Origin of the sequence: Citrobacter sp. C6_1 (assembly GCF_014596835.2) — a bacterium.
GTDB lineage: Bacteria > Pseudomonadota > Gammaproteobacteria > Enterobacterales > Enterobacteriaceae > Citrobacter > Citrobacter pasteurii.
In genome coordinates this window covers 26,642-48,383 of sequence record NZ_CP115031.1, presented here as the reverse complement: position 1 = coordinate 48,383, position 21,742 = coordinate 26,642, and the positions used below count along the sequence as shown (strand labels likewise).

At 52.1% G+C, this 21,742-nt stretch carries 20 protein-coding genes; 7 read left to right on the top strand and 13 right to left on the bottom strand.

Annotated features, from left to right (window positions below):
• Window positions 1-53: 53 nt before the first annotated feature.
• The 8 genes from IB196_RS00230 to dagR all read right to left on the bottom strand — a co-directional run bounded on the left by IB196_RS00230 (window position 54) and on the right by dagR (window position 8,587).
• A complete protein-coding gene (locus IB196_RS00230) occupies window positions 54-968 on the bottom strand; it encodes an Rpn family recombination-promoting nuclease/putative transposase (protein WP_149691898.1) in 915 nt (304 codons plus the stop codon).
• Window positions 969-1,177: 209 nt separating this feature from the next.
• Complete coding sequence (locus IB196_RS00225; protein ID WP_040231535.1) at window positions 1,178-1,921, bottom strand: 2-dehydro-3-deoxy-phosphogluconate aldolase; 744 nt, start codon at window positions 1,919-1,921, stop codon at window positions 1,178-1,180.
• Entirely contained in the window at window positions 1,908-3,017 is a 1,110-nt protein-coding gene (dgaE, locus tag IB196_RS00220; protein WP_040231534.1) for a D-glucosaminate-6-phosphate ammonia lyase, read from the bottom strand. Before dgaE ends, IB196_RS00225 begins: the two co-directional genes overlap by 14 nt.
• A gap of 3 nt (window positions 3,018-3,020) precedes the next feature.
• Complete coding sequence (locus IB196_RS00215) at window positions 3,021-3,881, bottom strand: PTS system mannose/fructose/sorbose family transporter subunit IID (protein WP_005121522.1); 861 nt, start codon at window positions 3,879-3,881, stop codon at window positions 3,021-3,023.
• Complete coding sequence (locus IB196_RS00210; RefSeq protein ID WP_003023960.1) at window positions 3,878-4,627, bottom strand: PTS sugar transporter subunit IIC; 750 nt, start codon at window positions 4,625-4,627, stop codon at window positions 3,878-3,880. The genes IB196_RS00215 and IB196_RS00210 overlap by 4 nt, the downstream gene beginning before the upstream one ends.
• Before the next feature lie 25 nt (window positions 4,628-4,652).
• The gene (locus IB196_RS00205; protein ID WP_003023959.1) at window positions 4,653-5,138 is read right to left on the bottom strand and encodes a PTS system mannose/fructose/N-acetylgalactosamine-transporter subunit IIB; all 486 of its coding nucleotides are present in this window, start codon (window positions 5,136-5,138) and stop codon (window positions 4,653-4,655) included.
• A gap of 12 nt (window positions 5,139-5,150) precedes the next feature.
• Window positions 5,151-5,576: a PTS sugar transporter subunit IIA gene (locus tag IB196_RS00200; protein WP_040231533.1), complete on the bottom strand. Its 426-nt coding sequence runs from the start codon at window positions 5,574-5,576 to the stop codon at window positions 5,151-5,153.
• Between the two features lie 212 nt (window positions 5,577-5,788).
• The gene (gene dagR, locus IB196_RS00195; RefSeq protein WP_040231530.1) at window positions 5,789-8,587 is read right to left on the bottom strand and encodes a transcriptional regulator DagR; all 2,799 of its coding nucleotides are present in this window, start codon (window positions 8,585-8,587) and stop codon (window positions 5,789-5,791) included.
• A gap of 204 nt (window positions 8,588-8,791) precedes the next feature.
• Between dagR and IB196_RS00190 the strand changes: the two genes are divergently transcribed.
• Both IB196_RS00190 and IB196_RS00185 read left to right on the top strand, forming a co-directional pair.
• Window positions 8,792-9,085, top strand: a complete 294-nt coding sequence (locus tag IB196_RS00190) for a YicS family protein (RefSeq protein WP_040231528.1) — start codon at window positions 8,792-8,794, stop codon at window positions 9,083-9,085.
• A 92-nt stretch (window positions 9,086-9,177) separates the two neighbouring features.
• Complete coding sequence (locus IB196_RS00185; RefSeq protein ID WP_188231948.1) at window positions 9,178-10,560, top strand: glycoside hydrolase family 1 protein; 1,383 nt, start codon at window positions 9,178-9,180, stop codon at window positions 10,558-10,560.
• 55 nt (window positions 10,561-10,615) lie between these two features.
• On the opposite strand, the gene nepI is transcribed toward IB196_RS00185, so the two are convergent.
• From nepI to IB196_RS00170, 3 genes are all read right to left on the bottom strand, one after another.
• Window positions 10,616-11,800: a purine ribonucleoside efflux pump NepI gene (gene nepI / locus IB196_RS00180; protein ID WP_005121516.1), complete on the bottom strand. Its 1,185-nt coding sequence runs from the start codon at window positions 11,798-11,800 to the stop codon at window positions 10,616-10,618.
• A 169-nt stretch (window positions 11,801-11,969) separates the two neighbouring features.
• A complete protein-coding gene (locus IB196_RS00175; protein WP_003023933.1) occupies window positions 11,970-12,422 on the bottom strand; it encodes a DUF1198 family protein in 453 nt (150 codons plus the stop codon).
• Between the two features lie 20 nt (window positions 12,423-12,442).
• Complete coding sequence (locus IB196_RS00170) at window positions 12,443-13,198, bottom strand: IclR family transcriptional regulator (protein WP_005121514.1); 756 nt, start codon at window positions 13,196-13,198, stop codon at window positions 12,443-12,445.
• Window positions 13,199-13,444: 246 nt separating this feature from the next.
• On the opposite strand from IB196_RS00170, the gene IB196_RS00165 reads away from it, so the two are divergent.
• From IB196_RS00165 to IB196_RS00145, 5 genes are all read left to right on the top strand, one after another.
• Entirely contained in the window at window positions 13,445-14,344 is a 900-nt protein-coding gene (locus IB196_RS00165; protein WP_005121513.1) for a dihydrodipicolinate synthase family protein, read from the top strand.
• A gap of 21 nt (window positions 14,345-14,365) precedes the next feature.
• Complete coding sequence (locus IB196_RS00160) at window positions 14,366-15,883, top strand: altronate dehydratase family protein (RefSeq protein WP_188231947.1); 1,518 nt, start codon at window positions 14,366-14,368, stop codon at window positions 15,881-15,883.
• A 68-nt stretch (window positions 15,884-15,951) separates the two neighbouring features.
• Window positions 15,952-17,262, top strand: a complete 1,311-nt coding sequence (locus IB196_RS00155; RefSeq protein WP_005121510.1) for an MFS transporter — start codon at window positions 15,952-15,954, stop codon at window positions 17,260-17,262.
• A 51-nt stretch (window positions 17,263-17,313) separates the two neighbouring features.
• Window positions 17,314-18,210, top strand: coding sequence for a 2-dehydro-3-deoxygalactonokinase (locus IB196_RS00150; protein ID WP_149691902.1), 897 nt, complete (start codon window positions 17,314-17,316; stop codon window positions 18,208-18,210).
• Entirely contained in the window at window positions 18,203-18,826 is a 624-nt protein-coding gene (locus IB196_RS00145; RefSeq protein ID WP_005121507.1) for a 2-dehydro-3-deoxy-6-phosphogalactonate aldolase, read from the top strand. The genes IB196_RS00150 and IB196_RS00145 overlap by 8 nt, the downstream gene beginning before the upstream one ends.
• A gap of 47 nt (window positions 18,827-18,873) precedes the next feature.
• On the opposite strand, the gene uhpT is transcribed toward IB196_RS00145, so the two are convergent.
• Window positions 18,874-20,265: a hexose-6-phosphate:phosphate antiporter gene (gene uhpT / locus IB196_RS00140; RefSeq protein WP_149691903.1), complete on the bottom strand. Its 1,392-nt coding sequence runs from the start codon at window positions 20,263-20,265 to the stop codon at window positions 18,874-18,876.
• Window positions 20,266-20,406: 141 nt separating this feature from the next.
• Window positions 20,407-21,735, bottom strand: a complete 1,329-nt coding sequence (locus tag IB196_RS00135) for an MFS transporter (RefSeq protein ID WP_040231521.1) — start codon at window positions 21,733-21,735, stop codon at window positions 20,407-20,409.
• Window positions 21,736-21,742: the final 7 nt, after the last annotated feature.

The window sequence follows — 21,742 nt, the reverse complement described above, 5'->3', positions numbered from 1 at the left end:
AAAAACGAAAAAGCATCAGCAAGAAGAAAAAAGCATAACGGGAAAAAGATAAATTAGTCGGAAGATGCCATTAGTTCATCACTTGAAAGCCCGGTGATAATTAGCACCAGTTCACGATCGATCCCCTTCTCCAGCATGGCATGGGCTATCCGCAACGCTTCGTCTTGTTTGCCTTCGAGTTTGCCCTCTAACAAACCCGTTATTCGCCCCGATTCACGTAAACATTCTGCAATAGTCATTAATCTCTCCTTGTGTTGGGGAACGCGTAAAGCCACCTCGCGAATAAACGTCTCGAAACGCGGTGCGCTGCCAGACTGCATCAGATAATTAAATAGCGTTTCTACCTGGCTGTCATTAGCAAATCCCTTAACCAGCAGAGCAACCAGGTTATCCACCAGCACCATCAGGTCACGTTCACGTATATGCTTCTGGACGAGCTCAAGTAGCGCCATCCGCCGATGCTGCATAATCTCATCATCAGACACCACCGTGATGTCTACCAGCGGGAAGGCCGCACCATAAAGGTGCCGCGCGGTTTGTGGATCATCAAATTCATCCAACCAACACAGCGAGTACGGATACGGGCTGTCAACGCCATGATAAAAAAGTATCGGCACCACCAGCGGCAGTGTTTTGTGTCCTGCATCAAGATGTTTCTGCATCGCAGCAATGGCATAACGCATCATCCGGAATGCCATACGAGCATCTGGCGAGCTTTGGTGCTCAATCAACGCATAGATATAGCCTTTACCCGATGTCGTTTTCAGCGACCACAGCACATCGGAATAACACGCACGCAAATCTTCTTCAATAAAACTCCCGGGTTCCAGCTTCAGTGTGTCCAGATCGCAAAGCTCATGTAATGACGCCGGAAGATAGGTATCAAGAAAATCCCGTGCCGTATCTGGATGGCCCAGGAACTTTTTAAATACCGCATCATGCGGCGTAGAGGTTATTGGTTTTTGCATGGCGATCCGTCACAAGAAGAACAAGATGACGGGACATTACTCGCCAGTGGCGCACACAACATCAGAGAACTTTTCTATCTGCGAGGCGTTTTGACGGATAAATACATACTTCTGCAATGCATTCATTTTTCATGAATGATATTCGCAAAAATGCCCGGTAAGCGTGAGCTTCTCCGGGCATTCTCTTTTCGCTATCCAACGATGGCGCCTCACACCAGGGTTTTGACTATCTCCATCATCCTGGCGACATCTTCAGGCCGGGTATTGCCGGTTTGCGAGTCGATAATCGAGCTGTACACATGCGGCATGACCCGCGGTACGCCCGCCTCGAGGCAGGTTTGCAGGATAATGCCGAAGTTATCCAGCGAGATACCGCCGGTCGGTTCAATCAGCGTCATGCCGTTGCGCGCCGCGGTCGTCGCCAGCGCGTACAGCTCAGGCAACGATTTCTCACCGCCCATCGGGAAGAACTTCGCCGCATGCGCGCCAGAGTCCAGCATCATGCGCACTGCGGCATCGCAGGAAACGCGGGCTGGCGTGCCCTGGCTGCTGCTGACCCCGGTCGAGATCAACACTTCCCCCGGCGTGCCCGTGGGACTGACTAACGCGTTGATATGGGTCTGTTCACCGCCCGTTGCGGCCAGCGCGCCTGCCGCAAAACCACAGCCGGTAAAAGTCTGGTTGACGTGTGCCGGATGGATCCGTGAGGCAATCATGGCCGCTTTGTAATACTGCGCCGGGTCGCCCGCCCCAAGCCCTACGGAAATTGACGGCACTTCAGCCATCCAACGCTTCACTTCGACAACCCCTTCCTCAACCGAGGCAAACTGTGCGGAAAGGATGCCGATCACCGCATGGCCTTCAGCGGCATCATAGATTTCCCGCGCATTGGCGATATCCTTCGCCAGTACGTTAATCGCCACTTTATTACGATAAAAATTAATCTGCTGCATGCTCTGCAATCTCCTTTAATCGCGCCACGATCAGCGCCATTTCCCCTTCTGCGACCGTACGCGGATCGAGACTAAAGACACCCTGGTGAAGGTTATAACGACGCGCGTAAATCGCAATATCGCCCCCACGCAGCTGTGCTTCTACGGCGTATGCATCCAGTCCCAACGCCTGCGCGTTCACCTGAATACGAACCCGCCAGATGGCGCGTCCGGCTTCGTCCTGCTCAATATCCGCCTTCAGTCCGTGAATCGCTGAAATCGCCTGCGCGACCGGTTGCAGTTCTTCGGCGGTAACGCTTGTTTGCCCCTGATGATAGTTTTCCAGGGCATACACCAGCCCGACCATATTCTCTTTGCCGATCTTCATCGCCCGGGCAATTCCGTGGTGCTGCGCTTTACACGCCGCAATCCATTGTTTTTTCCCGGTGATAAACCCGGAGGTCGGCGCATTAAAGGCTTTTGCCCCGCTGTAGACCACCATATCCGCCCCGCTCGCCACCCAGGCGTGTAAGTCTTCCTCGGCGGCGGCATCGACAATCAGCGGCAGATTGTGAACCTGCGCAACCTGTACGAAGTCCGCAATGTTCAACATGCCTTTCTGCACGCAGTGGTGCGATTTCACATACAGCAGCGCGGCGGTGTTGTCGGTAATCGCGCTCTCCAGCTGCCAGCGGGCCGCCAGATTACTCGAGCCAACCTCCACCACGCGTCCTCCCCCTAAGCGAATCGCGCTGGTGATCGGCGCCCCATAGTCCACGTTATGCCCACGCAGCATGACCACTTCATTGGCCATACCCGCGCTGTCCGGCATCATCGTGACACTAGCCTGGTCACCGCGGGTAATGGCGGCGGCAACGGCAATCGCAATACCCGCCGAGGCGCACGAAGTAACATAGCTGTCCTCCGCGCCGGTGTAGCGGGAAACCAATTGACCGGTACGGTCCACCAGCCGGTCAATTTCAACAAAGGTCGACGCTGCTCGTGCGGTGGCCTGCATCACTTCCGGCGCGACGCTGGAAACGCCCAGAATCGTCATCTTGCCGCAGGCGTTAATCACCTGTTTTAGCCCCAGTTGTTGATAGATATTCTGTGTCATGGCTTACAACACTCCCAGCAGCGAACAGACCACGCTGAGCGCGACAATCGACAGCAAAATGGTGGTGTAACGCGGTCCTTTCTTCACCAGATAGAAGTAGATGGCGAACACCGCCGCCAGCGGCAACAGACCGGGAGCAATAGAGTCGAGGATTTGCTGAACCACCACTTCAGAACCTTTCAGGGCGCTGAGTTTTAACGGCGTGGTGATCTTGACGTAGCTTGCCGACAGCGCCCCCATCATGATCAGGCCCAGCACGTTCGCGCCGTAGATAAGCTCCTTTATTCGCCCTCCCTGCAGCAGACCAATTATCGAGTCACGCCCCAGCGTATAGCCTTTGTGCACCATGCCATAGCTGATTGCCAGCGTAATAGCAGGATAGAGAATTAACGGCACAATTCCGCCCATCGCGCTGCCATTGGCGGCAAACGGGATGAAAATGGCAATTAGCAGCGGCATCACGGCGGCCCAGATGATCGAGTCTCCCATCCCGGCCAGCGGCCCCATCAAGCCCGTTTTTATCCCGGTGATGGATGCGTCGCTGATCGGCTCACCGCGCGTTTTCTGCTCCTCCATCGCAATGGAGATCCCCTGAATTACCGCCCCGAACGTCTGCTCTGAGTTGAAGAAGTTCAGATGGCGTTTCAGCGCTTCTACCTGTTCCTCTTTTTGCGGATAGAGCTTTTTGATGATCGGCGTCATCGAGGCGCAGAAAATCAGGCTCTGCAAACGCTCATAGGAGCTGGAAACTTCTGCACCCAGCCAGTAGATAAACCAGGCTTTGGTGATATCGGCTTTGGTCAGCGTGCCGCTTTCACGCGCACGCTCCACCAGTTCATGTTGCATTACGTCGCTGCTCATCATGCTGCTCCTTCATTTTTCGCCAGACCTTTAATCAGGAAGGCCACGCAGGTACCAAAGATTGCCATCGCCATGATGTCCACCTTCAGGTACAGCACTGCGAAGAATCCGCCGATAAACCACGGCAGCAGGCTCTTTTTACCGATCACCATAATGGTGATGGCGAAGCCCAGCGCTGGCAGAATGCCGCCCATAATTTCAAAGGAGTGCGTCAGCCAGTGCGGCATCAGCTTGAGGAAGCTTTCCACCACATCCTGACCAAAATAGTTGGCGGCGAAAACCACCGGGAAACGCAGCACCAGCCCAAGCAACGCCGGGTAGAGGAACGCACAGCGCATGATACCCGCCATGTTGGCCGTTTCCGCATGTTTGTCGGCCATATGTACCCATGCCGCGTTTAACGTGCGGCGCAGCTGGTCGAGGAATACGCCGATGACGCCAAATGGGATCGCCAGCGCGATAGCCAGGTTCGGATCCATTCCGGCCTTCACGGCGATAGGAATTGAAATACAGGCGGCCAGCGCTGGATCAGAGGGCACATTACCACCCGGCGTGGAGGTCACGCCGAGGTAAACCAGCTGCATACCTGCACCAATGATCATCGCCGTTTCCATGTTGCCTAACAGCAGGCCAACGAATACGGCAATCACCACCGGTTGCAGCAGCATCGCGGAGAAGGTGTAGCCAAGGCGTAAACGGGCAAACCAGTAATACAACCCCATCAGGCTTGCGAAGACTAAAGTATCCATAATTAGTTACCCTGTTATCAAAGAGTTAGAATTTTTTCAGGATATCGTCCAGCGACTGCGGCTTATCTTCCGGGATGGTCTGGAAGAACACCTGAATCCCACGATTTTTCAGGTCGCTCAGAATGCCGACGTCTTTTTCATCCAGCGTAATGTTCTGGAATACCGCTTTGCGGTTTGGCCCACCGCCCAGCCCACCGACCTGAATGGTAGTGACGTCAAACCCCAACTGGACCGCTTCCTGAACCGCCGCCAGAGAGGGGAACAGCACCAGCACTTTGCCGTCACCAAGCTGGTTTTCTTTCCAGGCAGCCGCAAAACTTTGGTTACCAAAACAATCCACTTTGATGTTCGGCGGCGCGGCCATCAGGTAGATATTTTTCATAAACGGATCGGCATCCAGCTCATCGCTGACCACCGCAATCCGGTTGGCCTGAGATTGTCCAACCCACTTGGTCACCACTTGTCCATGAATCAGACGGCTATCGATACGACATAAGACGATGTTTGCCATGATGTTTATTCCTTATTGTGATTGTTGTAATTGACGCACGTGGGCGACAACGTCCAGGCAACTGCTACGCCCGGCTTCGACCAGTTCAGCCACGCAGGTGGTCAACTGGCCATGCTCGCGTTTGTCGAGCGCCTCCAGCAGCAAAGAGGCATTGAGCCCGGAAATCACAGCCACCGGGTAATCGGCACTCAGCCGCGCCGCCACGTTAGAGGTGGTGCCGCCAATAAAATCGGTCAGGATCAGTGAACCTTCCGGCATGGTTTTCACCACGGCTTCAACGCGCTGGTAAAACTCGCCGAGCGTATCAACGGGCATCAGCGCAATTTCCGTCACGCCTTTGATTTCACCCATCACCATGCGCAGGCTGTTGCAAAGCTGTTGCCCCCAGCCGCCATGGGTCAGCAGCAGGATCTGGGGCAAGGATTCAGTGGTAGTCAAAATGGCCTCCTGGCTCGATTACATGAGACTTGCGATGCCTGATGGCGCTTCGCTTATCAGGCCTACGGCAAGTGCTTTTGTAGGCCGGATAAGGCGTTTTATGCCGCCATCCGGCAAACTCATCAAAGTAAGAGCAAAGGCTGTGCCAGAATTTGTGTCACGCAGGGAAGAGAGGAGCGCTGGCGGGGCATAGAGCCGCGCCAGTAAAGGGATTAGCTATACAGCAGTTCGTAGATATAAAAATATTCCGCGTCCGATAAGCGAATGGCATAGGCCTCTTCGATCGGCAGGAAAGCGGATTTAATGACACTAAACGCGCGATTATCCAGATCCGGCTTGTTCTCCAGCGCCATCTGTAACGGTTTACGGTTAATCACGATACGCTCGACCATACAGCAGCAGTGGATCAGGAAGCGCAGTGTCACCTGACGACTCGGTTTCAGGGCAAGCGCAGTGGTCAGATGGTTAAGCACACTCTCCATCTCTTTCAGAATACGCTGCGGGTTGAGCACCGAAATATGGTTAATGATGCTCTCCATAGTCAACGCGCTGATAAAGCGCATTGCGCTGCGCTCCATCTCCACGCGGCGTTCGCTGCTGGAGAGATCCGGCGTCAGCAGACTGAGCACCAGCTCGGGGCCTTGCTCAGAGAACAGCTCCTCGAGCGAGATAAACGGAATATCCGGCAGTCCTGGCTGGAAAGTCCCCACTATTCCCGCCAGGCGTTCACTGGCGTTAATCGCCTGCTGCACGCGCTCCAGACTGCGGACTTCATTGTAATCGAGGATCACCATCCGCGTGTCCTGCGACATCAGCTCGCCGAAGCTCTCTTCCAGCACCTTTTTGATTTTTTCTGCCGTTCCCATCCCGGTGATGCAGGAGATAACCAGCACCTTACCGCTGTTTTCCTGCTGCGGCGTGCAGAGCTGACAGGGGATATCTTTACTCTGCATTAACGCCGCCAGCTGCGTTAAGTCGCTGGTTTCGTAGCTTAAATCCAGCCCAATCTCCAGCAGGCTGGTGAGCGTGATATTGGGCATTAGCAGTACGTCTATCTGGAATAACTTACTGATCGTGCTACCAAAATGCACCAGCGAACCAATATCCACCATCAGGATCAACCGGCGATATTGTCGGGTCTGGATCATCTGTGTCAAAGCTTCCAGCGTGTCATGCACCGACTGCTCAAAAGGCATATCGATAGCGCTGAACACCTCGCGCTCCAGCACGCGATTCACGTACTGCGCCTGGCTTGTCGCCGTCGTCGCACCGTGGGCAATCAAAATCACCCCGCAATCCGGACTGGCATCAATCCGTTGGCGGTAATGGCGACACTCTTTGAGGAACAGGCACAGCCAGACCACTTCCGTCGCCGGACATTGAATATGCAGCAGTTCATTGATTTTCCGGCATAGTAGCGTGGCGTTGTCATATTCATCTTTACAGCGATCGAGGATCAGGCTGGAAGAATAAAGTTGCGGAATAAGGCCGCGCTGCACATAGCCAATCAGCGCCAGGAAGTGTTTGCGCAGCGGATTAACCAGATTCTCCGGCAGCGTGAAACCGAGCACCTGTTCAACGCAGCCGATCAGCAGCGTGACGCGCTCTTCTATCTGATCGCCATAGCGCGGCGGATGCCCCACGCTGTCACGGCTGTAGAGACCATATTCAAAAATCGAACTGAGCTTGTTTTTGAGGATCGCCAGCGTTTCGGCTGGCGGTACGTTGCTGTTACGCAGATTGATATATTCGCGGGTCAGGAAGCTGTAGAAGAGATCGCTCTCTTCTATTTCGGCTCCGGTCGCCAGTGAATTTTTCAGCGCGGGCAGCGTGCGGGCATCGATGCTTAAATGCTCTTTGCCTTCGAACAGTGCGCCAACCAGCAGACGCTGTTCCGGCGTGGCGTTAAACGAAATCTCCGCCAGACGTTTATCCAGCTGTAGCGTGTCGCTGTGCCCGGTCATCCCTGAGGCCCAGGCCTGGGCGCAGAGAAACTGAATGTCGCTCTTAAGCTGACCAATGTTACCTTCCAGCGGCTTGTTCAGTAGCCAAAGCAGTAAGGTGCGGTCGATGCTTATCGTACGCTCGATTTTGCGGCTCTCACGCTGCAAGAAGCCAACGATAAGCTCAACCTGCTCTTCCACCGAACGCTGGCGGATGCCGGGCAAATCGATACACACCTGAATACGTCGCTGGAAGGTACGCAGCAATGCCGAACTCACCGGCTCGGTGGTGGCGCAAATCAGGCGCACCGAAATAGACCGCGCCACGGCGCTTGAGCCCAGCGGCCGATATTCACCTTTGTCGAGAATAGAGAACAGCTTTTCCTGACCTTCATACGGCAGACGATGCACTTCGTCGAGCAGCAAATAACCGCCGTCGGCTTGCTCGACCAGACCGGGTTTATTTTCATTTGCGCCGGTAAATGCCCCCTGTCGATGACCAAACAGGTGCGAAGAAAGCAGCTCCGGGTTATGGGCGTATTCCGCGCAGTTAAAGTAAACCAGCGGCGGCGACGCTCCCACTGCGCGTTCGCAGGCAAAACGGTGCATCAGTTCGGCAAAAAAGGTTTTGCCGACGCCGGAGGGACCGGTCAGCAGAACGTGCAGCCCGTGGGGATACAGCACCGCCGCGCGGCCTTTTTCCACCGCGTCGCGCAGGCTACGATCGTAACCAATCAGGCCGAAGAAGGGATCCTCTGTTGCCTGATTTTCCTGAACCGGCAACAGGTCGGCAACGGTTTGCACTTCGCGCTCGGACTCATCCAGTTTGCGACCCAGCAGCGTTTCAATCGCCTGACGATGCAGAAAGAATACCGGGCGTCCGCGGCTTTTAATCGCCAGGCCGTCGTTCCAGAGCTGATTGAGATCTTTACTGACCGAGTTGCGCGCCAGTCCGAGGTTAAAGCCGATAGCTTCTGCTGTGAACGCCGTTTCCTGCGCCAGATGGGCAAGATTCAGTCCTCGCGTCAGCCGTTCCAGCTCCCCCAGTATTATCTCAATCCGTCTCATCTCTTTACCGCTTAAGAAATAAATGATTGTTCAGAACATACACTATTCTGCTGCGCAAGAAAGTGAGGAGAAGAGGAGAAGCCATCTACAACTTACAGACGAGACCGTTTTCCCTGGTAATGCAGACTGTTGAGTGAGTCATGTGCAATGTAGTGTCTACACTTAGTCTTGAGATGATGCGCATCGACAACAAGGATTATTATCATGAAACGAGCCGCTTTACCGCTTATTGCCATTCTTTTCACGCTGCCGGGTTTAGCGCAGGCCGAGTCGGCTTACGGCTCTCTACAGTCCGTTCATGAAAAAAACACTGTATTGAAGGACTTACGCAAGATTTGCACCCCGCAGGGTTCACCCTCCGATGAGATGTGGGAAAAAACGATTATGGCTGATACACGTAATCAGCAGCATATCCGCGAGGCTATTCTGGCAATACAACGAAATAACCAGAACACCTACTGGGAAGCGTTGGGCAAAGTTGAATGCCCGGATTTGTAACTATCGTATTGAAAAACGAGCTCTGTAACCGGTTTCTGTTTAGCAAAATCGCCTATTGTGTAGGGAAGTGAAATACATCAAGGAGCAAGATAATGCGATACCGTTTTCCTGATAACTTTTGGTGGGGGAGTGCCTGCTCGGCGTTGCAAACCGAAGGGGATAGCCTGAATGGCGGCAAAAGCCAGACAACATGGGACGTGTGGTTCGACCGCCAGCCAGGGCGTTTCCACCAGGGGGTTGGCCCGGCAAACACCTCAACGTTTTATCAGCACTGGAAACAGGACATCGCACTGCTCAAACAGCTGAAACACAACAGCTTCCGCACTTCTATCAGCTGGTCACGACTGATCCCGGACGGTACTGGCGAGGTTAATCGTGAGGCTGTCGATTTCTATAACAACGTCATCGACGAACTGCTGGCGCAAGGCATTACACCGTTTATCACCCTGTTTCACTTCGATATGCCGATGGTGATGCAGGAGAAAGGCGGCTGGGAAAACCGTGACGTGGTTGAGGCGTTTGGCCGCTACGCGCAGACCTGTTTTAACCTATTCGGCAATCGGGTGAAGCACTGGTTCACCTTTAACGAACCGATTGTCCCGGTAGAAGGCGGTTATCTGTATGATTTCCACTACCCTAACGTAGTGGATTTCAAACGCGCGGCCACCGTGGCGTATCACACTGTACTGGCGCATTCCACGGCGGTGCGCGCGTATCGCGCCGGAAACTACGGCGGTGAAATCGGTGTGATCCTAAATCTGACGCCGTCTTACCCACGCTCGCAAAACCCGGCGGATGTAAAAGCCGCGCACCATGCGGATCTACTGTTTAACCGCAGCTTTCTTGACCCGGTACTAAAAGGGGAATATCCGGCGGATCTGGTCGAACTGCTGAAAGCGTACGATCAGCTACCAGCCTGTCAGCCAGGCGACAGTCAGCTCATCGCCGAGGGGAAAATCGACCTGCTCGGTATCAATTATTATCAGCCGCGCCGCGTGAAATGTCGTGATACTGCCGTCAATCCAAACGCGCCGTTTATGCCGGAGTGGCTGTTTGATTATTACGAAATGCCGGGGCGTAAAATGAACCCTTACCGTGGCTGGGAAATTTATGAGCCAGGTATTTACGATATTATTACTAATCTTCGTGATAATTACGGCAACCCGCGCTGCTTTATTTCTGAAAACGGTATGGGTGTGGAAAATGAGCAGCGTTTCGTTGAGCAGGATCAGATAAACGACAGCTACCGCATTGAATTTGTATATGAACATCTGAAATGGCTACATAAAGGCATCAGCGAAGGGTGTAATTGTCTTGGCTACCATATGTGGACTTTTATTGATAACTGGTCCTGGCTCAACGGATATAAAAACCGCTACGGTTTTGTCCAGTTAGATTTAGACACGCAAAAACGTACGGTGAAGAAAAGCGGCGAATGGTTTGCCCATACCGCCGAGAACAAGGGTTTTGATTGATACCGTTGTCAGATAGCGGTATTGCCTGATAGCTGTGCGCCATCAGGCAATACTCTCACTGCATTCTGACCTTCATCGTGACCAGAAGCGCCGTCAACAGCATCAGACTGCCGGAAAGCATCAGGGGCGACAGCAATCCGAGGTTATCGAGCGCATAGCCTCCCACTGCGGCCCCGCAGGTATTGGCAAGCTGGATCACGGCAACCTGCACCGATCCGGCTTTTTCTGCCTGATCAGCCAAAGAACGGGTGATCCACGTCGACCAGCCTACCGGTACCAGCGCAAACGCCAGTCCCCAGATAATCGCAATGCCAGCCGCCACCACTTTGTCGCTGCCCCACAGGATCAGAACCAGCGCACTGAGCGCCAACACCAGCGGCGCACCGGCTAAGGCCAGTTTGACCGAGCGCTTCAGAATCACCGAAGAGAGCGACGTCCCGACAAAGCTGGCGATACCAAAGCTCAACAGCACTAACGTCAGGCCATCAACATCAAAGCCCGCCAGATTCATGTATACCGGACGGATGTAGGTAAAGAAGGCAAACTGCCCGGCAAAGGACATAAAGATGGCGATCATGCCAGCCATCACGCCCGGACGTTGCAGCAGGCTGAACATATTTTGTTTTTGGTGCGACGGTTCACCGGGCAGCGATGGCAGCGCTCTCACCACCCAAATCGTGCACAGCACGCCCATCACCGCCGCCGCATTAAACACGTTACGCCAGCCGATAATACCGCCTAAAAAGCTCCCCAGCGGCGCGGCAATCACCAGCGCGATAGAGACAGCGCCAAAAATCACCGACAGCGCTTTCGGCACCGTACGAGGGGGAACCAAACGCATGGTCAGCGACGCCGACATTGCCCAGAAACCGCCAAGCGCCAGACCGAGGCAAGCGCGGCCAATGAGCAGCAGCGAAAAAGAGTTGGCAAAGGAAACCAGCAGGCAGGAGAGCGTCAGCAGCACTGAGAACAGGATCACCACATAGCGACGATCGGTCGCCTGGATGATTTGCGTCACAAACAGGCTGGCGAACATAGCGACAAATGCCGTCACTGTCACCGATTGCCCCGCCACACCTTCAGAAATCCCCAGATCCTGCGCCATCGGCGTTAACAGGCTCACGGGAAGAAACTCAACGGTTATCAGGCAGGCAACGCAGAACGCCACGGCGAATACCGCCGACCAGTTAGGTCGGGTATTCACTTCAGCGCGGGATTTTTGTTCAACAGCTTCACTCATTTTGTTACCTGCGTGGGGTTATTGTAGAAAAGTTACGCAGTGTAACATTAAATGTGTGACGTATTTAACGTTTCAACAACTTTCTCCGCCGAATGGCGATGTGGCTTATTCCATCTAAGGCAGGGCCCTTTTTTCGACCTGAGAAGCGTAACGCCACCAGGCATAACTATCAATGTAACCAGTGCACGCCATCTTCGGGCTGGAAAAAGGCGTTATAGCGCATTTGAAACGCATTAAGCTCCTGCATATCCGGCTCCATTTCGCGCAAAAAACCAAGCGCCAGACGCACCTGCGCGTCGGTAATCGGCGCGGCCAGCCGAGCTTTTTGCAGCCAACGGTGCCACTGCAGCAGATTCGGCTCACTGCCGTCGACAATCACGATTTGCCAGATCAACAGCACCTGGGCCGCATTTTGCAGATGCGATTCGTCAGGGCGGTGCAGGTACTGTAAAAACGCCTCGCCCTGCACTTTTCCCATCTGATCGATCATCGACTCTACCGGCACGACATCAATATTCAGTCGCTCGCTCAGACGGCGAATTGCCCGTCGAGATCCGGACGTCAGCACCCGAAACCCCACCACAAAAACAACCACCAGGGTGGCCAGCATTATCCAGATCATTAACTACGATACCTGCATACTTAAACTAATTTTGCCGAGAGTGACTGGCAGGCTTCGCGCACCCACTGAGAATATTGTGGAATACAATCTTTTGGCATTTGTAGTTCAACGCCACTGATGCTGATTGCTGCAATCACATCTTTATTACGGTTAAATACCGGTGCGGCAATGCAATAGATACCCGGGGAGTCTTCCGCATTATCAAATACCCAGCCTTGCGCGCGGATTCTGGCAAATTCCTTCATCAACGCTTTTTTGCTGGTAATGGTGGTATCGGTATATTTTGGCAGGTCTTCATCCGGCAACAGTTCGTCGATTTTATCCTGCGGCAGCCAGGCACACAGCGCTTTCCCTACGCCGGAACTGTGCATCGGCAATTTTTTACCGACCCAGGTACGAATGCCAATCGGCTGGGTGTTTTCCAGCTTCATAAGATAAATTGGCGCGACTTCATCCAATATGCCCAAGTGACAGGTCAGGTCCGTTTGTTGACGCAGTTTTTCCAAAACAGGAAGCGCTGCATTACGGATATCAAACTGCTCCAATGAACGATTTCCCCATTCGTACAGCTTCAATCCTAAAAAGAAACGTCCCTTTTCCAGACGCAAAAGATGATGCTCAACCAGCGCATTTAGCAGAGAAGACGTGCTGCTTTTTGGTAATGCCAGATCCTGCTGAATCTGGCTGAATGTTGCGCCAGGGGAATTAAAAAGGTAATTACAGATTTTTACCGTCTTATCCAGAGCGGGAACAGAAGTCGTGATGTCTTGGTTCATGCGCTATTAATCTTTTTTATTCATAGACTCTGCACAGTATACCGCAATCACTTTTCTCAGGTATGCGGCTTTTTTGCACATATGCAAACTGCGCTCTGTTGCCTAATTCTTACATCCGCAAACCCGATCCGCCTCACAGTTGTTCATTTGTTCTGCAAAAAGCATTGACGAACGATTTGGATATCTGCTGTACTGACTTCAACATACAGAACATAAGTTCCATATACAGAACAACAAGGAGTGAGCATGTTGAACGTTTTTAAGGGCATCTTCCCGCCAGTACCGACCATCGTTGACGATAACGGTGAATTGGATCGCGCAGGAATGGCGGTAATGATTGATCATGTGATTAGCAATGGTGCCGACGGAATGCTAATTCTGGGCAGCGGCGGCGAATTTTCACATTTCTCGTCTGAACAAAGAAAACAGATTGCAGAATTTAGTCTGCAGCATGTTGCCGGCAGAGTCCCCGTACTTATCGGTATCGCCTGCGCCAGCACAGCAGAAACTATCCAGCTTGGAAAGCATGCCGAAAAAGCGGGCGCGCAAGGAGTACTGGTAGTCAATCCTTATTATGCAAAACTCAGCGAAGAAGCCCGCTTTACGCATTACAAAAGAATTGCTGAAGCGTTAAACATTCCAGTCTTCCTATATAACTTTCCAGAACTAACCGGCCAGGATATTGGTTTAAACGTCATCACACGCCTTGCCCGCGAAGTACCCAATATCGTCGGAATTAAAGACACTATTGATAATATTAGCCACACCAGGGAAATCATCAATCAGGTTCACTGTTTCCGCCCAGATTTTATCATTTTCAGCGGCTATGACGAATATTTACTTGATACATTAATGTTGGGGGGGCATGGTGGAATTCCGGCAACATTTAACTTTGCACCTAATATTACGCGCGGAATTTATCAGGCTGTTCAGCAGAACGATCTCGCCACGGCTAAAGCACTTCAACAACAACTATCAGAATTATCACCTTTATATGCATTAGAACAACCGTTCTTTGGCGTTATAAAGACAGCCATAAAATTAAGTGGTGTGGACATATCAACCGCAGTTGTCCCTCCGGCATTACCGTTGAATGAAGAAAAAATAGCGCAGGTTAAAAATATTTTATCCCGTATTTCGGTGTAAACCAGCATGAGAACAATGATAATGAACATCAACCCTGTACTAAAATTGAATCCCAAAGATGATGTGGTTATCGCAAGACAGACGGTCCCCATGGGCACCTGGCTTGAAGAAGAACAAATTACGGTACTAAGTGAAATTCCAGCAGGGCATAAAATCGCCCTGCATGCGTGTAACGTAGGTGATGCGATCAAACGCTATGGGCAGATTATTGGCTTCGCTACTCAGCCAATTAAGCCTGGCGAACACGTCCACATGCATAATTTAGGTATGGGCGATTTTGAACGAGATTATGCCTGGGGTGAAGACTGCCATTCTCCCTCTTCGGTTCCTCAACAGGATACATTTTTGGGTATCCGCCGGGCCGATGGCCGCGCTGCTACACGCAACTACATCGGCATTTTAAGCTCCGTAAACTGTAGTGCTACGGTCGTCAGAGCGATTGAGGATCACTTTCGTCTGCATGGTCTTGCAGATTACCCAAATGTTGATGGCGTGGTGTCGTTGCCACAAAGTTTTGGCTGTGCCATCGGATCTAAAAGTGAATCAATGGATGTCATGAGACGTACGATGGCTGGTTATGCCACCCATGCAAACTTTGCCGGAGTAATCATCGTTGGGCTGGGATGCGAATCCAGCCAAATTAAAGATATGATGAACGCCCATGGGTTAGCTGATGGCCCAATGATGCACAGCTATACCATTCAGGATGTGGGCGGCACACGTCATGCCATTGAAAAAGGAATTACCCTGGTTAACCAAATGCTGCCTGTTGCTAACCGGGTAACACGTCAACCAATCCCTGTATCAGAAATCATTCTCGCGTTGGAATGTGGCGGTTCCGACAGTTATTCCGGGATCTCAGCCAATCCAGCGCTGGGTTATGCGGCAGATAAGTTGATCCAACAAGGTGGAACAGCGATATTATCTGAAACCTCCGAAATTTATGGCGCTGAACATCTTCTTACTCGCCGCGCCGTTTCCCGTGAAGTCGGGGAAAAACTTATCGCCCGTATTCACTGGTGGGAAGAATACTGTCGCCGCACTGGAAGTGAAATGAACAATAATCCCTCTGCGGGTAACAAAGTCGGAGGGCTGACGACAATTCTGGAAAAATCACTCGGTGGTATTGCTAAAGCAGGCACAACAAATCTGACAGAAGTGTATGAGTACGCGGAACCAGTTACCGCGAAAGGTTTTGTCTTTATGGATACACCAGGGTATGACCCTATTGCCGTCACGGGTCAAATCGCCGGTGGGGCAAATCTTCTCTGCTTCACAACAGGCCGCGGTTCGGCTTTTGGATCCAAACCAACCCCAAGTCTGAAGCTAGCTACCAATAACGCACTTTGGGAACGTCAGCAGGAGGATATGGATATAAATTGCGGAACTATTGTAGAGGGGGAAGAAACAATTGCAGAAGTCGGTGAACGTATTTACCAGATGATTCTTGAGATGGCATCCGGTAAAAAAACAAAGAGTGAGGAATTTGGCTATGGCAGTCAAGAATTCGTCCCATGGACTATTGGCTCCATAATGTAACACTTCACAATATAATAATACCTCGTACCGCCATACTCATATTATTATGAGTATGGCAAGGAGTCCTTATGTCTCTTGTTAATGCAAATACTGAAGAAGAAAAATTAAAGGCAACAACTGTAAGGTGGCGGATATTTATCATCATGCTTTTATTAGGCGCCATTAATTATATTGACCGCACATCTCTTTCCATTGCGATGCCATATATTACGGATGAATTTGGCATTACTGACACACGCGTTGTTGGGGTTATTCATAGTGCCTTTTTCTGGGCTTATGCTTTGATGCAAATTCCCAGTGGAGTTATTGCTGATAAATTTAAAGCAAGAAATATCATAGCGCTGGCCACTATCTTATGGGGAGCATTTCAGGCCGTCGCGGCGCTGTGCCACTCCATTTTTACTCTCTCACTTTCTCGACTGGGGTTAGGCGTTACTGAATCTCCAATTATGCCCGCTGGCGCAAAGTTAATGGGGACATGGTTAACACCAACAGAACGCGGGCGTGGTTCGATGCTACTTGATGGCGGCGCGCCGTTGGGTACGGCATTAGGGGCGGTGATCATCGCAGGACTTATTGCTTTTTTCGACTCCTGGCGTATGGCATTTGTGGTGGCAGGTGTGGGAACAATGGTGGTCGGCTTACTGGCCTGGTGGTACATCCGCACTTATCCATCAGAACATCCCAGCATTAATAAAGCAGAACTGGACCATATTACCGCTGCAAACGGTGCTGAAACCAGCAGCAAGAAATACCGTCTGGCCGACATCAAACCTTATCTAAAACAACGGAATGTGATTGCGCTCATCGGTGGTTGGGTTTGCTACAGCTTTGTGTTCTACGGCCTGATGACCTGGCTGCCACTCTACTTTCAGGCCACCTACGGTTTCGATATCAAATCGATGGGTGGAGCAATGGCGCTGATCTTCTTGCTGTGTTTTGTCGGCCAACTGACCGGCGGCTACATTATGGATAAATGGCGCAGCAAAGGAGCAAAAACAAGCCGTGTGATGCATACAATGTTGGCTATTTCCGCCACTACCGCTGGCGTTGGTATTTTCCTTTGCGCACAAAGTTCTACGCCGGCCGTTGCGATAACCCTGCTCACCATTGCCCTTTTCCCACTGCGGTGGGCCAGTGTTTACTGGTCAATACCAGGGCTGCTAGGCGCGCAATCTGTTGCGGGTACCATCTGTGGGACCATGAACTTCACCAGTAACTTATTCGCCGCTATCCTGCCAATTTTTATCGGTTTCCTGGTGCAATCCACCGGAAATTATTACGCCGCCATGATGTTCTTTGCACTGGCTGCTGTGGGTTATCTCATCTGCTCGCTGCTGATCAATTTTGATAAAAAAATGGTTATTGCCGACGAGTAATCCCCTGAATATGGCCCGCTTAGGGCCATCTTTTCGTATCAGGAATGATGTATGTTCAATTCAGAGAATTTTATTGCCGTGGATTGGGGCTCCAGCAACCTGCGCATTTGGGTCTATCAACAGAATCAATGTGTCTGGCAACACGCCGATCAGAATGGTGTACTCAAGCATCATCCTGACGCATTCAAAGATACCTGGCTAACACTGCTAAGTTTGTGTCCGCAGCCATTAAGCAAAGATACAACCGTCATAATGAGCGGCATGGTGGGCAGTAATATCGGTTGGGTAGATAGCCACTATTTGCGTTGCCCAACCCCATTAAGCGCATTATCGCAGCATCTGACAGCGGTTGAGGATGCCGGTCCTTTTCCCACTTTCATCGTACCGGGTCTGCAAATTGCCGGACCGAAAACCTACAACGTCATGCGTGGAGAGGAAACGCAACTTTTTGGCGCCCTGACTGATGAACGCTGGTACGTCTTCCCTGGAACACACAGCAAATGGGTTCAGGTGCAAGAGGGTATCGTCTGCGATTTTCAAACTATCATGACCGGCGAGTTTTTTCATTTGCTCTCCCACTATTCCATAGTGGGAAAAAATGCCGGGGAACAAAACACGAACATTCAGGCTTTTTTAGACGGGGCCGAACGTGGCTGGAATGAAACGTGTTTATCCCGCAGCGTATTTGACCTCAGAGCTCGAATACTCAGCCATTCCTTGCCACCCGACACGCTATACGAATCTCTCTCAGGATTACTGATTGGCCACGAAATAGCGCAAATGCTACAGCATTACGCCATTAACACCGGGGAAGAAGTCATTTTGGTAGGCAATGAAGAATTGCTCAACCGCTATCAAAGCTTGTTTCATCATTTCGGTTATCGCTGTCGTCTGTGCAATGGTGAAAAAGCATTTATTAATGGTATCAGGAGACTTTTACATGAATAACCGTAACCCTTTGGTCGCCATTCTGCGTGGGGTGAAGCCTGATGAGGTGCTGGCTCATATTGACGCGCTGATCACAGCTAGCTTCAGCACAATAGAAATACCGCTGAATTCTCCAGACTGGAAAAGCAGTATTGCTTTGGCCGTAGAGCATTATGGCCAGACGATAAAAATCGGTGCAGGGACGGTTACTAATGTCGCAGATATCAGCACTCTCTCTTCGCTTGGATGCGCATTTATCCTTACGCCCAACACCGATCCGGAATTAATTGATGCCGCCAAAGCGGCCCAAATGAAAACCTGCATCGGTTGCCACACAGCCAGCGAAGCATTTCTTGCACTCAGGCACGGCGCAGATGGACTGAAAATTTTCCCTGCGGGAGAACTGGGACCGAATTACATCCGGGCATTAAAAGCGGTTTTACCTCCTCAAGCTCCTTTATATGCCGTGGGCGGAATTCGCCCTGACAATCTGTCTCATTACCTGAATGCAGGTTGTTACAGTGCCGGATTAGGCAGCGATCTTTATCGCATTGGGCAATCTGTCCACCAAACTGCAACAAATGCGAAGTTATTTGTTGAGGCTTACAACACCTACTGTCAGCATAATGAGGCATAAAAAAGCCCGCCATTAAGGCGGGCAAAAGTTACCAATGCACACTTAACTTAAGCGACTTTCAATTGTTGAATCTTTTTCTCGCGGCGAATTTTACGCTCTTCAAACACGGCCACGATAGCCATCAGGCAGATACAACCGATAGCGGCGGTGTCCAGCGCGGCGAAGGTTCCCGCCCAGCCGGTGAGGCCGAAGACCGGCGTACCATCAGCAATCATCCCCAGGCCCAGCTTGGCGAAGCTGTCACCGATCAGATAGGCGAATGTCCCTTTAATCCCATCGGCCGCGCCGATCGCTTTTTTCGGTACGAAACCAACGGCTGCGACACCGATTAACAGCTGCGGACCAAACACCAGGAAGCCGAGGGCAAACAATGAAGCCAGGTAAACGTACTGGTTGCTGGCGTGCTGGTAAACACCGAGCGTGGCAATAATTAATGCCAGCGCCACGCAGGCCACCAGCGCCCGGCGACCGTTCGCCAGATCAGACAACCAGCCCCACAGCAACGTACCGACCAGCGCACCCACTTCAAACAGGGTAAAGCCCTGAATCGCCACTTCTTTGGAGAGCTTCAGTTCCTGGAACGCGTACACGGTAGACCACTGGTCGATACCAATACGCACCACGTACAGGAAGATGTTGGAGAAGCACAGCAGCCAGATCACTTTGTTTTTCAGCACGTACTCAACAAAGATCTGCCACTTGGTCATGTCATTTTCTTCGGTCTCTTTGTCTTCTTCGCTGATCTCTTCACCGAACAGCTCTTCAGCTTTCCCCAGACCATAAGATTCCGGGGAGTCGCTGCCATAGCGCAGGCCGATAAAGCCAACAATCAGGGCGATAATCGACGGGAAGATAAACATACCGATGACGTGGCCGTCGAACAGGTAGTTGGCACCAAACAACGCCACACCAGCCGCACCGGCACCACCGAGGTTGTGGGAAATGTTCCACATACCGAGGTAAGAACCACGTTTACGGCGAGGCGTCCATTTGGTGATGGTGGAATAACTACAGGAACCGCCAGTACTCTGGAAGAATCCGCTCAGCGCGTAGAAAGCAATCATCAGGAACAGGCTGGTTGAGCCTGCGCCCATGCTGGCGCTGAAGCCGAGCATACAGATGGCGGAGAGAATCAACATAAACGGCAGGAACTGCTTGGTGTTTTTGCCATCCGCGTAATAAGAAACCAGCGTTTTACCCACGCCGTAGGTGATGGAGAAGCCCAGGCCAATCATCCCCAGCTGCGTCATGCTCAGCCCGTAGGTGGAGATCATGTCGTTCTGCGCGATGTTGAAGTTTTTGCGGATCAGATACATGGTCAGGTAACCAATAAAGACCACCAGATAGGACTGCATGAACGGTTTGAACCACATTTTACGCCGCACATCGAGCGGCAGATCCAGGGTTGGCTTGCGCACCTGGTTTAAGAAGGCCAGCATAGGACTCTCCGAGCTAATTTTTATACCTGCGAATAGCAGGCATTGTAAAAATCAGCCCGGGATCACGCCTGAGACAGCGTCCAAGTGAAACCGGGAAAATTTCTTAGTTTTACCCCACTCGGGGCAAAAAGGTGAGGTACATCACGCTTCACCAGGCTCACGCGGTGCCTGGGCATTCAAAAACGGCAGCAGCAATAGCGCGGAGATCCCCGCGGCGATAGCGATAACCACAAAGAATCCGGTCCAGTGCCAGACCTCCATCACCTTCGCCAGCGGCCAGCCGGAGAGCGAAGCGCCCAGATAAGCGAACAGCCCGACAAACCCGGTCGCCGCCCCTGCCGCCTCTTTGTGCGAGCACTCTGCCGCCGCCATACCAATCAGCATTTGCGGGCCAAAGACGAAGAATCCGGTGGTGAAAAAGCACGCCGCCTGCATCACATAGCTGGCGAACGGCATCAGCCATAGCGAGCCGACGGAGAGCAAAATCCCGGCGGCAAAAATCAGGTTCATTGGTCCACGATTGCCGTTGAACAGCTTATCTGACCCCCAACCCGCCACCAGTGCCCCGATAAACCCGCCCAGTTCAAACATGGTCACCGCGGTGTTGGCGGTCACCAGATCGACCCCCAGCGTTTCTGACATGTACAGATTACCCCAGTCGTTGATCGCCGCACGTACCACGTACACCAGCACATAACACAACGACAGCAGCCAGATGTAGGGATTCAGCAACACATAGCGGGTGAGGATTTCTTTGCGGGTTAAGCCTGCGCCCTCCTGCTGCTGGGCAATTTCTAACTCATCGTGTCGCCAGTCGCCAACCGGGGGTAAGCCAATCGCCTGCGGCCTGTCGCGCAACCGCCAGCACAGGAAAAATCCCACTACAATCGCCAGTATTCCGGCAATCATCATTCCTGCACGCCAGCCATAATGCAGCGCCGTCGCCGCCATCACCATCGGGATCAGCGCCCCGCCGACGTTATGCGCGGTGTTCCATAGCGCCCACCAGCCACCGCGCTCAGTACGCGAATACCAGGCCGTTAGCAAACGAGCGCATACCGGCGATCCCCAGCCCTGGAAGAACGCATTCAGTGCCCACAGTAGCGCAAAGGCCCAAAGCGAGGTCGAGAAACCGAACAGGATGTTTACCACGCCGGTTGCAATCAAACCAATGCCCATAAAATAGCGGGCGTTGGAACGATCGCTGACGATACCAGAGACAAACTTCGACAGGCCGTAAGTGATGTAAAACAGCGTTGCCAACAGGCCAATGTCGCTGCGGGTCAGCACACCGCTGGTGAGGATATCCGGCACCGCAGCGTTGAAGCTTTTGCGCGTGAAATAGAACAGCGCGTAGCCAAGCCAGATGGTGGTCAGAATATGCCGCCGCCAGTAGCGATAACGGGCATCAACCTCACTTTTATTGGTAATGAGTGGCGCATTCGCCGGGGCTTTTAGAAACTGAAACATTGCCATT